The organism is Sphingomonas sp. UV9 (assembly GCF_004101245.1).
Lineage (GTDB): Bacteria > Pseudomonadota > Alphaproteobacteria > Sphingomonadales > Sphingomonadaceae > Sphingomonas.
In genome coordinates, this window is record NZ_SCIN01000003.1 from 24,390 (window position 1) to 41,162 (window position 16,773).

Consider the following 16,773-nt stretch of genomic DNA (forward strand, 5'->3'; position numbering starts at 1 on the left):
GTGGCGCCGAAGGTGACGGAGGGGGAGGTAAGCGATGGCCGACGTTCCGCGTCCTCTCCTTCCGTCTGGCAAGTGCCATCCACCTCCCCCTAGCGGGGGAGGATCAGATCATTCTGAGGCGGGGTCGCGGACCGTGCCGGCGGGCGTCTTGCCGGCGATCAGGTCCTGGTAGCAGGCCTGCGCCTCGGGGGCGGGGCCGCGGCGCGAAGGGAGCGCCTCGATACGGATCACGCGGACTTCGTCGTTGGCGGCGAAGGTAAGGACGTTGCCGATCCGTACCGGGCAATGCGCGCGATCGATCGCGCGGCCATCGATACGGAGCCGGCCCTTCTCGGCGATCGCCTGCGCGGCGCTGCGGCTTTTCGCGAGCCGTACGAACCACAGGAACCGGTCGATCCGCATCGCGCCTTCAACCATGCCGAACCAGTGCGGCGAGCCCGGCAAAGGCGTTCTGGCGGGACGGATCGATCGGCACGACGGGGGCTGGCCTGGCGGGCGGCCGACCGCGCCAGACCCAGCGCGGCGTATCGCCCGCCAGCGCCTTGAAGCCGAGTTCGGCCATCAGCCGCTCCAGCGAGGCGGGGTCGACCCCCATCGAGGTCGCGAGCGCGGGGTCGGGCGCGAACGGCGTGCGGCCCTGGCGCGAATCGTGTGCGGCGCGGGCGATTCGTTCGATCAGGTCGACGCGGACGGCCTGCAGGCCGAGCGGACGGTAGCCCGCCTCGAGCGTCGCGCCCTCAGTGCCGCGGGGGAGCACGGTGGCGCCGTCGCGGGGGGCGGCGATCATCGTGCCGCGCACACCGGCGAGAATCCGGCGCCAGCGCGCGGACTCGGGCTTGAGCAACCGCGGGTCGAACAGGTCGAGCGCGCCGACCGTGATGCCGACCTTGCGCAACCGCTTGCGTTCGTCCGGGTCGATCGCGTCGAGCGCGAGGCGCATCGGCAGCCGCGGCAGGATCCCGCCGGCCTCCTCGATCGCGCTGGCGACCGCGCGGAACGCCGGGGTGACGGTCGGATCGCGGCTGAGCTCGGCGAGCTGGACCAGGACGCCGAGCCGGCGCTTTAGCATCGCGTCGAGCCAGGCCGCCAGCCGTGCCTCGATCTTGTCGCGCGCAGGTTTGTCGAGGCAGTCGAGCGCGCGGTCGAGCAGCAGACGCGGACGCGCGAACGACGGTCCTGCGCCGAGCCTGGCGACCGGATGGCCACCCCAGACGATCTGCGCCGTATCGTCGAGCGCGATGTCCGCGTCGGCCGCATCGACCAACGACTGGCCGCGGCGCGAGCGTTCGCCGACGAGGCGCTTCTCCGCGGCGGCGAGCAACAGGCGCTTGTCGCTCGCGCGGGCGTCGGCGGCGACGGTGAAGCGGAAGCCGTCGAGGCGACCGATCGGATGATCCTCGACCATCACCTCGCCCTCGGGGCCGATCACCACCGGCAGCGCGCCGGCATCGGCCCCGATCTGGCGCATCAGCGCGGTCGTGCGCTTGTCGACGAAGCGCTGCGTCAGGCTGGCGTGGAGCGCGTCCGACAGGCGTTCCTCGAGCGCAGCAGTGCGCGCGGCCCAGAGCGTGGGCTCGGCCAGCCAGTCAGCACGTTGCGCGATATATGCCCAGATGCGCGCGGCGGCGATCCGACCGGCGATCACCGGCACGTCGCCCGCCACCGTATCGAGCCGCGCGATCTCGTCGGCGAACCACTGGTGCGGGATATGCCCGCGCCCTTCGCTCAGATGCCCGAACACCCGCGAGACGAAGCGCGCATGCGGATCGAGGCCGACTTTGCGGAAATCGGGGACGCCGCACGCCGCCCAGAGCCGCGCGACCATCGCCGGATGCCGTGCGCGCTGGCGGACCCAGCCCTCTTCGGCCAAGCGCTTCAGCACGCCGAGATCGAGCGACTGGGGCGCGGCGCGCAGGACGCCGGCGGGAGGGCGCGCTTCGAGGCTCGCGACCAGCGCGTCGATGCTGGTGAAATCGGGTTCACCCTGCCGCCAATAGAGGTTCTCGAGGCGGGGAAAGCGGTGCTCCTCGATCGCCAGCACTTCCTCGGGGAGGAACGCGCCGGGGCCGTCGTCGGACAGCGCGCCGAACGTGCCGTCGCGCTGGTGACGCCCGGCGCGACCGGCGATCTGCGCCATCTCGGCAACCGTCAGGCGGCGCTGGCGCTTGCCGTCGAACTTGTTGAGGCTGGCGAACGCGACATGCGCGACGTCCATGTTCAGCCCCATCCCGATCGCGTCGGTGGCGACCAGATAATCGACCTCGCCCGCCTGGAACATCGCGACCTGCGCGTTGCGGGTCCGCGGGGAGAGCGCGCCCATCACCACCGCCGCGCCGCCGCGCAGGCGCCGCAGCATCTCGGCGACCGCGTAGACCTCCTCGGCCGAGAACGCGACGATCGCCGAGCGCTTCGGCAGGCGGCTGATCTTCTTCGCGCCTGCATAGGTAAGCGTCGAAAAGCGCGGCCGGTTGACGATCTCCGCGCCGGGGACCAGTTTCTTGATCATCGGGCGGAGCGCTTCGGAGCCGAGGATCATCGTCTCCTCGCGGCCGCGCGCGCGGAGCAGGCGGTCGGTGAAAACGTGCCCGCGCTCCGGGTCTGCGCCCAGTTGCGCCTCGTCGATGCCGACAAAGGCAACGTCGCGGTCCGGCATCGACTCGGCGGTGCAGAGGAACCAGCGCGCATCGGGGGGGACGATCTTTTCCTCACCGGTCACCAGCGCAACGCGGTTGGCACCCTTGATCGCGACCACCCGGTCATAGACCTCGCGGGCGAGCAAGCGCAGCGGAAAGCCGATCATGCCGCTGGAGTGCGCGCACATCCGCTCAATCGCGAGGTGCGTCTTGCCGGTGTTGGTCGGGCCGAGAACCGCCGTGATCCCGTCGTTCGCGCCGTCGTTCATGCCAGCAACATCGGGGGTAAAGCCTGCCTGCGCAATGACCTGCGAAGAGTTTCGTCGGTATTAACACCCTGCCGCCGGAGCGGCACATCTCGCCGCAATCCGCGCGCTTCATACCCACCGGTTAATTTGACTTTAGCATGTAGCGACCACAACCACCGCCTGACGCCGGGGGGACCGGCACCATCGGGGCGTGCCGTGCGTGTATCTTCGTAACGATCAGGGCTTCGAACTGGCGAGCGCCACGGCGGGGTTCGGTCGCGCTTCCGCGCCGACGCTGACCCCGTCGACCCGTGCGCTGTTGCACGACCGGGCGACGCGGATCGACTGGGTGCCCGATCTCGGCGCGCGGATCGGCAGTCTCGACTGGTGGCGCGGGCTCGCGACCTGCACCGCGCTGTGTGCGGCGACCTGGACATTGTCGCCCGGCATGAGGCCGCTGGTCGGCGCGGTGCCGACGCCGCTCGCCGGCGCCGAGTGGGAGGAGACCCGGGCGCAGGGCATCGCGCCGCTGGCGCAGGGGGCGACGACGGGGCGGCGGATGGCGGCGAACGATCTCGTCGCCCCGCTTGCCGAAGTACCCGAGCGGCCGAGCGTCGACCTGTCCGCGACGCTCGGCGACGGCGACAGTTTCGACCGCGTGCTGATCCGCGCAGGAGTCGCCCGCAACGATGCCGAGGCGGCGGCAGCGCTGGTCGCGCAATCGGTCGATCCCACGGCGATCCCGGCAGGCACGCGGATCGCGCTGACGCTGGGGCGGCGGGCGGACCGTACGGTCGCACGCCCGCTGGAAAAGCTCGATTTCCGCGCGCGGTTCGATCTGGCGTTGTCGCTCGCCCGCGGTGCCGGTGGGCTGACGGTCAATCGCAAGCCGATCGCGATCGACTCGACGCCGCTGCGAATCCAGGGACTCGTCGGCTCGAGCCTGTATCGCTCCGCCCGGGCGGCGGGTGTTCCGGCGAAGGCGGTGGAGTCGTTCATCAAGGCGATCTCGACCCGGCTGTCGATCGGTCGCGACGTGACCGCCTCTGACAGTTTCGACCTGATCGTCCAGCGCGAACGCGCGGCGACCGGCGAGACCCGGATCGGCGACCTGCTGTTCGCCGGGATCGACCAGGGTCGCCGCAAGGTGCAGCTCGTACGGTTCGCCCCCGATGCCGCGAACGTCGACGACGATGCGAGCCACGGCGGCTGGTTCGACGCGAACGGCCAGACCGAACGCCGCGCGGTATCGGGCATGCCGGTAATCGGGCGAATCACCTCGAGCTTCGGGCTCAGGACGCACCCGCTGCTGGGCTTCACGCGGATGCACAAGGGCCTCGACATCGGCGCGCCCTATGGTGCGCCGATCCACGCGATGACCGACGGCAGGGTCGCGTTCGCGGGGCGGACCGGCGGCTATGGCAATTTCGTCAAGCTGGTCCACGGCGGCGGCCTGGCGAGCGGCTATGGCCATATGAGCCGGATCGCGGTGTCGTCCGGTACGCGGGTCCGGCAGGGTCAGGTGATCGGCTATATAGGCTCGACCGGCATGTCGACCGGCCCGCATCTGCACTGGGAAGTGTGGAAGAACGGCGGCGCGATCAACCCGCGCTCGGTCTCGTTCGCCAGCGTCGCGCAACTGTCCGGCGCGAAGCTGCGCGCGTTCAAGGCAAAGGTCGCGCAGCTGCTCGCGGTACGGGTCGGCGGGTAGCGAGGTCGGACCCGGCCTGGCGATCAGTTCCGGATGGGGGCAAGGCGTCGTTCGAGCGACCGGGTGAAGATCGCCGCCGGGCAGAGTGTCCGTGCGCAGCCAGTCACCCGCAGCGGCGTGATCGTCACGGCATGCCCGCCGGCACGCAAAACGGCCGGCGACTGCGTGCGATAGGATACCCGCACGAACGTCTGTCCGGTGCGCGTATCGCGAAGCCGCTCGAACAGCAGCGCGCCGCCCGGCGGAACGTCGTTGGTCGCATAGCCCGGCGTGACGAGATCGACCCCGAGCGCAGCCACCAGCGCGGCGACGTTGGTGTCGTGGCCCATCAGCACATCGAGCCGCGGACCGTCGTGCAGCGACCGGATCACCCGTCGCCCGATCACCGAAGACTGGTGCGCCGCCATGTAGGGCGGCCTGGCGAACACCGCGAACAAGGCCGCATGCAGCGCCCCAAGCCGTTTCAACGTCGGAGCGTCGGCGCGTCCCCAGCCGACGTCGCGCGCGGGCAGGCCTTCGAGATACTGGAGCAGCAATACCTGCGCGACGCCGGACGTGCCGCGGATCGCCCCGTCGAGCGCGATGCCGTGACCACCGTCATCGGATACGATCCGCGCCGGTCCCGACGGCACGCATCCGCCGCCGCAACCCAGCACGCGATCGAGCAGAGCGATCGCGTCGTGGTGCCGGCGAACGAGCGCAGGCATGCCCCCGGTCGCGCGGTCGATATCGGCGATCGCCTTGGTCGCATCGAACGCGGTCGCATGCGCGCGGAGCGGTTCGAACATCGGATCGACCACGCCCGGCGCCCGGTGCTCGACGTGCAGGCCGCAGCCCGGCGCAAACCCCGGCGCATAGGCTTCGCCGCTGACGATGGTGCGATCCGAACTGTTGCTGGCGATCCGTAACGTGCCGGTGCTCGGGCATCCCTTCGCCGCAAACAGGCCGCGTGCCGCCAGCCATTTACGGTCCTCTGCCGCGACGATCTCCAGCGCCCGAACGCCGTGCGGTGTCACCCGGCTGTCGGCGACGGCCCATCGTGGCCAGGGCGAGGCGGTGCGCGTGCCGGCGGGGACTTCCCCAGGCAGCGGCGCGCGAATGCCGTGCCGCATCACCAGCACCGCGCGTTCGGTCACGAGGCTGGCGCGGACCGGCATCGCCGCGCTGCCGGCGATCGCCAGTCCGACCAGCAGGCTTCTCAAACGCATCTCAGGGCTCCACCGTGCACGGTGCCGCGACCAGCACCGGATTGCACCGCGCCATCGCCCCATCGGGGAGGGTCACCGCGAAGCCGAACTTCTGTGGATCGGGGGCGCCCGGATAATAATCGGTGCTGACCGCCTGCGCGCCGCTGTCTGCCGCCGCCTTCGCCTTGGTCCTGTCGTGCGTGCGCGCTTCGACGGTGTTGGCGTCGGTCCGCGTCCGGACGATCACGCCGGCCTCTACCCAGTCGCGGATGCGGGCACCGTCGACCAGCGGATCCTGGACGATCTGGATCGCGCTTTCGGGCTCGCCGTCGGGATACCAGCCGAACATCGCCCGGCCCCGCAACGACGGATGGCCCGCGCGATAGACGTTAGAGACGGCCGGACGAACGTCGAGCAGGACGTAGATCCGACCGCGCGCTGCCGCCAGCGTCGGCCAGCCCTTGCCGCGTACGGCCGCCGCCAGCGTCGCGGCATTGCCCCGCACCTCGTCCGGCACGATCAGCCGCCGCCCCGGTATCGCCTGCCGGATTTCGCGATCGAGCGAGTCGAGCAGCGCGCTATCGTCGAGCGGCAACGGCGCCGCGACCTGCGCGGAGGCCTGCGTATCGGCGGCGTTGATCGTGACCATGATCGGCAGATGCCGCGGGTGCGCCTGCGACCAAGCATTCACCGCGCCGAGGCAGCGCTGCAACGTCACGCAGGTCGAGATATAGTCGATGTCGGGAACGTGGAACACCTTGTACCCCGGCCGCAGCATCGCCGCGCGATCGAACGCGGTCTTCTCGCTGGCGGCCCGAGCGAGCCGTTCGCCCTTCGGATCGGCATAGCGCCCGCCGTTCGGATCGGCGAAGATGTCGATCTCCAACTGCCGCACGCCGCGATCGAGCTGCGCGGCCAGCGGCAGATGATAATAATCGAGCGCCGCCGCGGTCTTCGGATCGCGCCGTCGCAGTTCGGCCATCACCGCATCCGGGATCTTTGCCTTGAAGCTGTTGTGCGAACCGACGACCTGGATGTCGTTCATCCGCGCCGGCCCCTGCCCCTGCCCCGGTGCACGGTCTAGCCTGGCGGCCTGGGTCGAGCCACCGATCGACAGGCCAGCCACCAGCGTTGCGAGTATGAGGGTCCGCATCAGAATTCTGCCCGCACGCCGAACAAAATCGTTCGGCCCCAATAGTTGATCTCGCCGAAGCGGTTTTCGTCGTCATTGTAGGTGTAGAGGTGCGCGCCCGACAGGTTGATGCCCTCCAGGCTGACCGTCACCCGGTCGCTCGCCTTGACCGAGATATTGCCGTCGAGCGATCCGAACGGCGCGGTGTAGACCGGCGCCTGCGTGGTGCTGCCGGTGCCCGACAGATACCGGTCGCGCCAGACGTAGGAGAGCCGCGTCGAGATCGGCCCCTTTTCGTAGAAGCCGGTGAGGTTGGCGCTGTTCTTCGACAGGCCGATCAGTTCGTCGCGGATCGGCCGTGCGCCCGCGGTGTAGCTCGCCTTGACCGAGGTGTGCGTATAGGACGCCTGGACGCCGAGCCCGTCGAACGGCGCGGGCAGGAAGGTGAAGACCTGGTTGTACGCCGCCTCGACGCCGTACACCTTCGCATCGCCGCCGTTGACCTGCGTCGACAGCAGCACGGTGCCGCGGCCGGGGATGTCGATATTGACGTTCTGCTGCGTGATGTAATCGTCCATCGCCTTGTAGAACACCGCGCCCGTCAGCGAACCCGCACGGTTGAAATACCATTCGAGCGACCCGTCGAACTGCGTGGCCAGGAACGGCACCAGCTGCGGATTGCCGCCGCCCGCGGTCGGCGCGTCGGTCGATACGGTGATCCGCGGTGCGCTGTCGGTGACGTTCGGCCGGGTCAGCACGCGGCTCGCGGCGAGGCGACCGACCAGATCATGCGACAGTTCGGCGCGCAGGTTGAAGCTCGGCAGCCAGTTGTTGAACGTCTTGGGAAAGCTTGCCGGCGTCGCCACGCTGCCCGTCGTCAACGTACCGCTCGCGACCTGATCGGTGTGGACATAGCGCACGCCGACATTGCCGGTGACCGGCACTGCGCCGACGTCGAAGCCGTAGTCGGCGCGCGCATACGCCCCCCAGATCTTCTCCTTCACGACGAACGACGAGCGCAGATCGCCCGCGGTCAGCGGCGAATTCTGCACCGCAGGGGTGAAGAACGCATCGAGATAGGCCTGGGTGACCGGCACCAGGAACTGGCGCAGCGTGTTGCCCGACACGCCTTTCAGGAAATCGTCGTACGGCAATTGCTCGTACGCGCCCGACCCGAGCGTCGACAGCGGCGTGTTGGCGGCTGGATTGACGTTGAAGTCGCGGCGGAAATAGTCGCGCTTGCGCCAGTGATATTCGCCGCCCGCCGCCAGCTTGGTGACGAACCCGTCGAAATCATGCGCGACATCGGCGCGCGTGTAGAAATCCCAGTCCTTGCTGTCCTTGGGGGCGATGTTGAACTGGTACAGCTGGTAGTTCGCCGGATTGGTCGCGTCGGTCGTCGTCGTGAAGGTCGGGATCACCTTGTAGCCCGCCGACGCGTCATAGGTCAGCGGCGCGAAGAACATCGCCCGGCTGCGCACGGTGCCCTCGTCGTAGCTCGGGTGATAGCTGTGCGCGCTCGACCAGTTGACCGTACCCGAGGCGTGCCAGCGATCCGAATCCCAGGTCTGGCGCAGGCCGATGTTGAGCAGGTCGTGGCGGTTGAGGCTGTATTCGCGCGAGGCCATGAAGCGCACATCGTTGATCGTCGCGGCGACCACCGTATCGCCGTCGAGCTTCACGCTGCCGGGGACGATCACCGGGCGATGCCCCGCGACGCTCGCATCGTCGGGATAGATGTCGAGCCCGAACTCGTCATAGGCGACGTCGAGCCGGGTCGCGAGAATGTCGAGCGTCGTCTCGAACTCGGCATTCGGCTTCCACTGCGCGGAGACCATGCCGGAGATCCGCTTGCGATCCTCGGTCTCGATCGTCGGGCGCGTGCGCGTCGGCGTGTAGAGGCCGGTCGCGAGACCGCCCGAGGCGGGCGCGGTGAACTTGTCCAGGTTCCAGCCGAAGTTCAGGAAGCGATCGTTCCGCACCGCCTTTTGCCAATATTGCGCGCCGGCCAGGATGCCGAACGTGCCACTGGCGTTAGTCGCGCTGGTGATGACCGTCGCGTTCGGCTTCACCTTGTCGGTCTGGCTCGTATAGGTGCCGCGCAGATTGACCGTCGTCTTGTTGCCGACATCGAGCGGGTGGAACGTCTTCACGTCGATGTTACCGCCCAGCGCACCCTCGGTCATGTTCGCGGTCGGCGTCTTCACGACATCGATGCTCGACGTGAACTCGGCCGGCAGCATCTCGAAGCGGAACTGACGCCCGTTCGCGCCGCCGTTCTCGATCAGGTCGTTCAGCGCGACCGGGCTGCCGTTGAGCAGGGTGGTCTGGAACTGCGGCCCCAGCCCGCGCACGCTGACATACAGCCCCTCGCCGCGCGGTCGCGTGATCGTCACGCCGGGGACCATCTGCAGCGCCTCGGCGACGTTCTGCGTCGGGAACTTGCCGATGTCGGTCGAGCTGATCGAGTCGACGCCGTACGCCGCGAGACGCTTGGTCTCGGTCGCGGCGCGCAGGCTCCGCGCGTAGCTGCCGGTGACGACGATCTCGCCATTCTCGTCGGTGCCGGTGGCCGTCGCGCCGGTCTTGTCGGAGGAGCCTGCGCTCGTCGGCGTCGCCGGATCGACGCGATCCTGCGCCGGGGCCTGCGCCTGCGCCTGCGCCTGCGCCTGTGCCGCAACCGCGCCCGATACCAGGATCAGCGAACCCGATGCCCGAAGCAGGCTCTTGAACATACGCATCGAATAAAACCCCTTCGCGGCACCGTCGCCACGTCGGCGCCACTAGGTCTCGTCAGCGTCATTTCAGCGAACGATCGGCGACGTTCGTGTTACACGTCGCAATGTTTGGACACCGCGTACCGCGATCCTGCCCGCGATTGCCGCCCCGGGGCGACGATTGTACGAAGGAGAGCAGTATCGCGACGACGAGGATTGACCCATCGCAATGAAACTGGCCGATCTGGCCGTGCTCGCCGGCGTCTCGACCGCGACGGTATCGCGGGCGCTGGCGGGGCATAGCTCGGTCAATGCCAAGACGCAGGCGCGGATCCTGGCGTTGGCGCGCGAGCATGACGTGCGGCCCAACCAGCTCGCGCGCAACCTGCGGCTGAAGAGCACCGGGGCGATCGGGCTGGTCCTGCCGCTGGGGCACGCGCGGACGCAACATCTGACCGACCCGTTCTTCCTGACGCTGCTCGGGTTTCTCGCCGATCTGCTGGTCGAGCGTGGCTATGACATCCTGTTGTCGCGGGTCATTCCCGCCGCCGACGACTGGCTGGAGCGCGTGGTCGACAGCGGGCGGATCGACGGTCTGCTGCTGGTCGGCCAGTCGGACCAGTTCGCGGCGATCGAGCGGGTGGCGCAACGCTATCGTCCGCTGGTCGTGTGGGGCGCGCATCGTCCGGACCAGCATCATCTGACGATCGGATCGGACAATGTCGCGGGCGGTCGGATGGCGGCCGAGCATCTGATCGCGCAAGGCCGGCAGCGGCTCCTGTTCGTCGGCGACCCTGCCCCGCCCGAATTCGCGGACCGGCTGGCCGGGTTCGCGGCGGCGGCACGTGACGCGGGCGTTGCGCACGACGTGCTGACGACGCCGATGATGCCCGAAGCGGTCCATGCCGCGATGGCGGAGCACCTCGCCGGCGGCACGGTTCCGGATGCGATCTTTGCCGCATCGGACGTTGCGGCGATGAGCGTCCTGCGCGCGCTGGCCGAGGCCGGGATCGATATTCCCGGCAAGACCGCGGTGGTCGGCTATGACGACGTGACGCTCGCCGCCCACACCTCGCCGTCGCTGACGACGATCCGCCAGGACCTGGAAATCGGCGCCGAACTCATGGTCGATCGCCTGCTGAAACGGATCGCCGGGGAGCCTGCCGAGTCCGCGATCGTCCCCCCCGTGTTGATTACACGACAGTCCGGATGAGCTCTGCAATCGATTGTGAAAATCCTGTTGCAATCGATTGCAGAAATAGTAGGAGGCGATCCTTGGCTTCACAGAAAGCCAGCCCGCAGGGAGGATCGCATGAGAGTACGTCACGTTTTGCTGGCTGGCATCGCCGCCGCTTCGTTCGCAACCACGGCCTCGGCCCAGACCGCCGATCCGCAGGTCGACCCGGCAGCCGCCGCCGCTCCCGCTGCCGACGCACCGCAGGACGACATTGTCGTCACCGCGGTCGCGCGCGGCACCAACCGGCTCAACACCTCGATCACGACCAGCTCGATCAACTCGGACACGCTGGTCCAGCTTGCACCGCGCACCTCGGGTGAGCTTCTCCGCAACCTCCCCGGCATCCGCGTCGAGGCGTCTGGCGGCGACGGCAACGCGAACATCTCGGTGCGCGGCCTGCCGGTCGCGTCGGGCGGGTCGAAGTTTCTCCAGTTGCAGGAGGACGGCCTGCCGATCCTCGAATTCGGCGACATCACCTTCGGCAACACGGACAATTTCCTGCGCGCCGATTTCAACGTCCGGACGATCGAGTCGGTCCGCGGCGGATCGGCCTCGACCTTCGCCTCGAACTCGCCGGGCGGCGTCATCAACTTCATCTCGAAGACCGGCGAGCAGGAAGGCGGCGCGTTCCAGCTGTCGAGCGGGCTCGACTACCGCGAGTTCCGCGTCGATTTCGACCAGGGCGGCAAGCTGTCCGACACCCTCACCTATCATTTCGGTGGCTTCTACCGGATCGGCGACGGCCAGCGACAGGTCGGCTATGACGGCGTCAAGGGCGGCCAGTTCAAGGCGAACATCACCAAGTCGTTCGGCGACGGCGGCTATGTCCGGCTGTACGGCAAGTATCTCGACGACCGCGCGATCGGCTACCTGCCGAACCCGGTGCAGGTGACCGGCACCAATAGCGATCCGACCTACCGCAACCTGCCGAACTTCTCGATCAACAACGGCACGCTGCACAGCGGCAACATCCGCACCGTCCAGACGCTCGACGGCAACAACCAGCTGACCACGCGCTCGATCGCCGACGGCCAGCATCCGGTCGTCTATTCGGCCGGGCTGGAGACGCAGATCCCGGTCGCCGACGGCTGGAACATCGTCGAGCGCTTCCGCTATTCGGACATCTCGGGCGGCTTCACCTCGCCGTTCCCATCCGCCGTGGACTCCGCACAGACGATCGCCAACTCGATCGGCGGCGCGGGCGCGCAGCTGTTCTACGCAAGCGGATCGCAGGCGGGCCAGCGGATCGCCAACCCGGCGTCGCTCAACGGCAACGGCCTGCTCGCAAACGTCGTGCTGTTCGACGTCGACCTGAAGAGCCTCAACAATATCACCAACGACATCCGCCTCAACGGCTCGGTGCCGCTGGGCTCGGGAACGCTGGCGATCACCGGCGGCTTCTATGCGTCGCGCCAGGACATCAAGAGCGACTGGCTGTGGAACTCGTTCGTCCAGACCGTCGCCGATGACGGGCGTTCGGAACTCGTCGACATCCGCACCGCCGCCGGCGTGCCGGTGACGCAGGGCGGCCAGCAGGGATTTTCGGCGCAAGGCTTCGGCAATTGCTGCCGCCGGTCGTACGATCTCGACTACACGACCTACGCGCCGTTCGCACAGCTGGGGCTGGAGATCGGCCGCTTCAACATCGACGGTTCGCTGCGCTACGACTTCGGTCGGGCTCGCGGCAGCGTCGCCGGCGCCGATCTGGGTGCGGGCTTCGGCACCGGCATCACGAGCTTCGACATCAATGGCGACGGCGTGATCTCGGCCGCCGAGCGCCAGGTCGCGGTGATCCCGAACGTCCGGTCGCCGCTGAACTACAACTACGATTATCTGTCCTATTCGGGCGGCGCGAACTATCGCCTGACCGGCACCACCGCGCTGTTCGCCCGCTACAGCCGCGGCGGCCGCGCCAATGCCGATCGCCTGTTGTTCGGCCCCTCGATCGACACGACGACGGGTGGCCTCACCGACCAGGGCGCCGCGGTCGATTTCGTCCGCCAGCTCGAAGGCGGCTTCAAGTTCCGCCAGAACGGCCTCTCGCTCTACGCCACCGGCTTCTGGGCACGCACCGAGGAGCAGAATTTCGAGGCCACGACGCAGCGCTTCTTCAACCGCGAATATGAAGCCAAGGGCGTCGAGCTCGAGGGTCGGATCGCACGCGGGCCGTTCTCGCTGTCGGCGGGCGGCACCTACACCGATGCCGAGATCACCAAGGATGTCCTGAACCCCGCGGTCGAAGGCAACCGCCCGCGTCGCCAGGCCAAGTTCATCTTCCAGGCCACCCCGCAGGTCGATGTCGGTCGGCTGACCGTCGGCGCGAACGTGATCGGCACCACCGACAGCTTCGCGCAGGACAACAATGTCCTCAAGATGCCCGGCTACACGCAGGTCAACGCGTTCGTGTCGGTCCGTCCGGCGGAGAACGTGACGCTGTCGGTGAACGGCAACAACCTGTTCGACGTGAAGGGCATCACCGAGGCCGAGGAAGGCGCGATCCCGACCAACGGCATCGTGCGGGCGCGCTCGATCACCGGCCGGACGATCTCCGCCGCGGTTCGCGTCGGCTTCTGATCGGGCGGGTGAGCGTGACCTTGTCGTCTCAAACCGAGCGGCGCCTCGTCGCGCTCGCCCCCCGCCTCAAACGCCAGCTTGAGCGGCTGTACGGCGCGGACCGGCTGGCCGTGCTCTGGCCGCGGATGGAGACGATCCTTCGCGAGCGCGCGGCCGATCGGCCGGCGGCGATGGTCGCGCTCGACGACGCGCGACTGGGCGATCCCGACTGGTTCGTCGCGCCCGACATGCTGGGCTATTCGACCTATGTCGATCGGTACGCCGGGACCGTCGGCGGGCTGATCGACCGGGTCGACCATCTGGAGTCGCTGGGCGTTCGCTATCTGCATCTGCTCGCGTTGCTGAAGGCGCGCGCGGGCGACAGCGATGGCGGGTTTGCGGTTGCGGACTATCTTGCGATCGAGCCGCGGCTTGGGTCGATGGCCGATGTCGAGCGACTTGCCGCGCGGTTGCGCGACGGGCGGATCAGCCTGTGCGTCGATCTGGCGCTCAACCATACGGCCGACGATCATGCCTGGGCGAAGGCGGCGCTGGCCGGCGATCCGCACTACCGCGCCTTTTATCATGTGCTGAGCGAGGACGAGGCGCAGGCCTATGAGGCCGACCTGCCGCAGGTGTTTCCGACGACCGCGCCGGGCAATTTTACGCATGTGCCGGCGATGGGCGGGCAGGTCTGGACGACCTTCTATCCGTTCCAGTGGGATCTGAACTGGTCCAATCCCGAAGTCATGCTCGCGATCGTCGATACGATGCTGCGGCTGGCGAACCACGGGTTCGAGGCGTTCCGGCTGGATTCGATCGCGTTCCTGTGGAAACAGATCGGCACCGATTGCCGTAATCGTCCGCAAGCGCATTTCATCGTCCGGGCGCTCAGGGCTGCGCTCGACATCGTCGCGCCCGCGACGCTGCTGAAGGCCGAGGCGATCGTGCCGACCGCGCTGGTGCCGCCGTATTTCGGGGCCGACGAGGGGGCCGATTGGGGTGGCGGGTTCGAGCCCGAATGCCATCTGGTCTACAATAATTCGCTGATGGTGGCGGGCTGGGTCGCGCTGGCCGAACAGTCGGCCACCCTGCCCCATGCGATCGGCGAGGCGAGCGGCGGCCTGCCCCGCGGTGCGAACTGGCTGAGCTACGCGCGCTGCCACGACGATATCGGCTGGGGCGCGGTGATCGGCGATCTCGCCGGGGTCGACCCGGATCCGGTCGTACGGCTGAAGACGGCGGCCCGCTTCCTGGAAGGCGGCGACGGCAGCTGGGCGCGCGGCGCGCCGTTCCAGTCGGACGGCTCGGTGCTGCATGGCTCGAACGGGACGATGGCGTCGTTGGCCGGGCTGGAAGCGGCGGCGGATGACGAGGCGCGGGAGATGGCGTTTCGGCGCATCGCATTGCTGAATGCGCTGTCGATCGCGAGTGGTGGGCTGGCGACGACATACATGGGTGACGAAGCGGGGCTGCTGAACGACACGAGTTATCTGACCGATCCCGAGCGCGCGCACGAAGGCCGCTGGCTGCACCGGCCGGAGATGGACTGGGCGGCAGTCGACGGCACTGCCGCACGAAGGATCAGCGGCGATCTGGAAGCCTTGCGTGCCGCGCGGATCGCGAGCGGCGGTGCGGGCGCACCGACGGCGATCGCGACGGGCTCTCCTGCCCTGCTCGGGATCGGCTGTGGTAGCGACCGGGTGTTCCTGAACTTCTCCGATGCTGCGGTGCAAGTCGATGGCTTGGCAGGCTGGCAGGATCGCTTGTCCGAACAACCTTGCGGGGCCACGCTTGTCGTCGAGCCTTGGGGCGTCGTCTGGGCAGGCCCGGCGGCATGATCGTGCAATTTCACAATCCTCCCCCGCAAGGGGGAGGTGTCGCCGAAGGTGACGGAGGGGGAGGACACAGAACAGCGGTTCCTCTTTCCTCCCCCTCCGTCTGGCAAGGGCCAGCCACCTCCCCCTGGCGGGGGAGGATCGATAGGTCCGCGCCTTGCTGGCTTGTACAAGGGGCATGACGATGATGAACCTCGGCCTCATGACCAAGCCCCGCCTGTCGCTGATGCGGTTGATCGAGATGAACCTCGGGTTCCTCGGGCTGCAATTCTCGTTCGGGCTGCAACAGGCGAACATGGCGCCGATCTATGGCTATCTCGGCGCGGACGAGGGCAGCATGCCGCTGCTCTGGCTCGCCGGGCCGGTGACCGGGTTGCTCATCCAGCCGCTGATCGGTGCGATGAGCGATCGGACCTCGACGCGGATCGGCCGACGCACGCCATATTTCCTGGTCGGTGCGGTGCTGTGCAGCCTGTGCCTGCTGGCGATGCCGTACAGCCCGAGCCTGTGGGTGGCGGCGAGCCTGTTGTGGGTGCTGGATGCCGCCAACAACGTGACGATGGAGCCGTACCGCGCCTATGTCGGCGACCGGCTGCCCGACGATCAGCGCGCCGCCGGGTTCCTGACCCAGTCGGCGTTCACCGGCCTCGCGCAGACTTTGTCGTACCTGGCGCCGTCGCTGCTGGTGTGGATCGGTTTCAGCAAGAACGCGGTCGATGCCAACGGCATTCCCGACATCACCCGGATCGCGTTCCTGATCGGCGCAGTGCTGTCGCTGGCGACGATCGTCTGGTCGGTCGTGCGCGTGCCCGAACTGCCGCTGCCCGCCGACGAGCAGGCGCGGCTGGCGAAGGAGCCGCTGACGCTCGGCGGGACGCTGCGCGACCTGAAAACCGCGCTCGTCGAGATGCCGAGGCCGATGCGGCAGTTGGCGCTGGCGATGCTGTGCCAATGGTATGCGATGTTCGCCTACTGGCAGTTCATCACCTTCGCGGTCGCGCGGTCGCTGCACGGCACGACCGATGCCAAAAGCGAGGCATTTCGCGACACCGTGCTGACGGTCGGCCAGCTGGGCGCGTTCTACAATGCGGTCGCGTTCGTCGCGGCAATCGCGCTGGTTCCGCTCGCGCGACGCTGGGGCGCCAAGAGCGCGCATGCCGCGTGCCTGCTCGCGTCGGGCGTGGCGATGCTCGCGATCCCCGGCATCGGCACCGAAGCCGGGCTGTTCGTCGCGATGCTCGGCATCGGCATCGGCTGGGCGAGCATGATGGGCAACCCGTACATCATGCTGATCGACATGATCCCGCCCGAGCGCAACGGCGTGTACATGGGGATCTTCAACATGTTCATCGTCATCCCGATGATCATCGAGAGCCTGACGGTGCCGCTATTCTACCACTCGCTGCTGGGCGGCGAACCGCGCAATATCCTGTACCTCGGCGGTGCGCTGATGGTGCTGGGCGCGATCGCGACGACCCGCGTGACGATGCCGCCGCGGCAATAGCCTGCGAGATCCC

10 protein-coding genes are annotated in these 16,773 nt (G+C 68.2%); 5 read left to right on the top strand and 5 right to left on the bottom strand.

Annotated elements, in window-relative coordinates:
- Positions 1-108: 108 nt before the first annotated feature.
- A complete protein-coding gene (locus tag EQZ23_RS12460) occupies positions 109-417 on the bottom strand; it encodes a S4 domain-containing protein (RefSeq protein WP_240663553.1) in 309 nt (102 codons plus the stop codon).
- Positions 410-2,902: a helicase-related protein gene (locus EQZ23_RS12465; protein ID WP_128454794.1), complete on the bottom strand. Its 2,493-nt coding sequence runs from the start codon at positions 2,900-2,902 to the stop codon at positions 410-412. The genes EQZ23_RS12460 and EQZ23_RS12465 overlap by 8 nt, the downstream gene beginning before the upstream one ends.
- 199 nt (positions 2,903-3,101) lie before the next feature.
- Here EQZ23_RS12465 and EQZ23_RS12470 point away from each other — a divergent pair, with 199 nt between their 5' ends.
- A complete protein-coding gene (locus EQZ23_RS12470; protein WP_128454795.1) occupies positions 3,102-4,592 on the top strand; it encodes a M23 family metallopeptidase in 1,491 nt (496 codons plus the stop codon).
- A 23-nt stretch (positions 4,593-4,615) separates the two neighbouring features.
- Here EQZ23_RS12470 and EQZ23_RS12475 read toward each other — a convergent pair whose 3' ends face one another.
- Genes EQZ23_RS12475 through EQZ23_RS12485 form a run of 3 tightly spaced genes read right to left on the bottom strand, consistent with a single transcriptional unit; the run spans position 4,616 to position 9,652 of the window.
- Positions 4,616-5,800, bottom strand: coding sequence for a histidine-type phosphatase (locus EQZ23_RS12475; RefSeq protein WP_128454796.1), 1,185 nt, complete (start codon positions 5,798-5,800; stop codon positions 4,616-4,618).
- A 1-nt stretch (position 5,801) separates the two neighbouring features.
- On the bottom strand, positions 5,802-6,932 hold the full coding sequence (locus EQZ23_RS12480) for a Ca2+-dependent phosphoinositide-specific phospholipase C (protein WP_128454797.1): 1,131 nt from the start codon (positions 6,930-6,932) through the stop codon (positions 5,802-5,804).
- Positions 6,932-9,652 (bottom strand): TonB-dependent receptor, encoded by a 2,721-nt coding sequence (locus EQZ23_RS12485; RefSeq protein WP_128454798.1) that lies wholly within the window; start codon positions 9,650-9,652, stop codon positions 6,932-6,934. The genes EQZ23_RS12480 and EQZ23_RS12485 overlap by 1 nt, the downstream gene beginning before the upstream one ends.
- A 205-nt stretch (positions 9,653-9,857) precedes the next feature.
- Here EQZ23_RS12485 and EQZ23_RS12490 point away from each other — a divergent pair, with 205 nt between their 5' ends.
- The 4 genes from EQZ23_RS12490 (at position 9,858) to EQZ23_RS12505 (ending at position 16,760) form a co-directional block, all read left to right on the top strand.
- Positions 9,858-10,841: a substrate-binding domain-containing protein gene (locus EQZ23_RS12490; RefSeq protein WP_128454799.1), complete on the top strand. Its 984-nt coding sequence runs from the start codon at positions 9,858-9,860 to the stop codon at positions 10,839-10,841.
- A 99-nt stretch (positions 10,842-10,940) separates the two neighbouring features.
- Positions 10,941-13,439 (top strand): TonB-dependent receptor, encoded by a 2,499-nt coding sequence (locus EQZ23_RS12495; protein ID WP_128454800.1) that lies wholly within the window; start codon positions 10,941-10,943, stop codon positions 13,437-13,439.
- Between the two features lie 14 nt (positions 13,440-13,453).
- Positions 13,454-15,259 (top strand): alpha-amylase family glycosyl hydrolase, encoded by a 1,806-nt coding sequence (locus EQZ23_RS12500; RefSeq protein WP_128454801.1) that lies wholly within the window; start codon positions 13,454-13,456, stop codon positions 15,257-15,259.
- Between the two features lie 175 nt (positions 15,260-15,434).
- Positions 15,435-16,760, top strand: a complete 1,326-nt coding sequence (locus tag EQZ23_RS12505) for an MFS transporter (RefSeq protein ID WP_240663554.1) — start codon at positions 15,435-15,437, stop codon at positions 16,758-16,760.
- Positions 16,761-16,773 lie beyond the last annotated feature (13 nt).

Coding starts and splice junctions, on each gene's coding strand:
- EQZ23_RS12465 (WP_128454794.1), bottom strand. CDS start 2,902: ATGAACGACGGCGCGAACGACGGGATCACGGCGGTTCTCGGCCCGACC.
- EQZ23_RS12480 (WP_128454797.1), bottom strand. CDS start 6,932: ATGCGGACCCTCATACTCGCAACGCTGGTGGCTGGCCTGTCGATCGGT.
- EQZ23_RS12460 (WP_240663553.1), bottom strand. CDS start 417: ATGGTTGAAGGCGCGATGCGGATCGACCGGTTCCTGTGGTTCGTACGG.
- EQZ23_RS12490 (WP_128454799.1), top strand. CDS start 9,858: ATGAAACTGGCCGATCTGGCCGTGCTCGCCGGCGTCTCGACCGCGACG.
- EQZ23_RS12475 (WP_128454796.1), bottom strand. CDS start 5,800: ATGCGTTTGAGAAGCCTGCTGGTCGGACTGGCGATCGCCGGCAGCGCG.
- EQZ23_RS12505 (WP_240663554.1), top strand. CDS start 15,435: ATGACGATGATGAACCTCGGCCTCATGACCAAGCCCCGCCTGTCGCTG.
- EQZ23_RS12485 (WP_128454798.1), bottom strand. CDS start 9,652: ATGCGTATGTTCAAGAGCCTGCTTCGGGCATCGGGTTCGCTGATCCTG.
- EQZ23_RS12495 (WP_128454800.1), top strand. CDS start 10,941: ATGAGAGTACGTCACGTTTTGCTGGCTGGCATCGCCGCCGCTTCGTTC.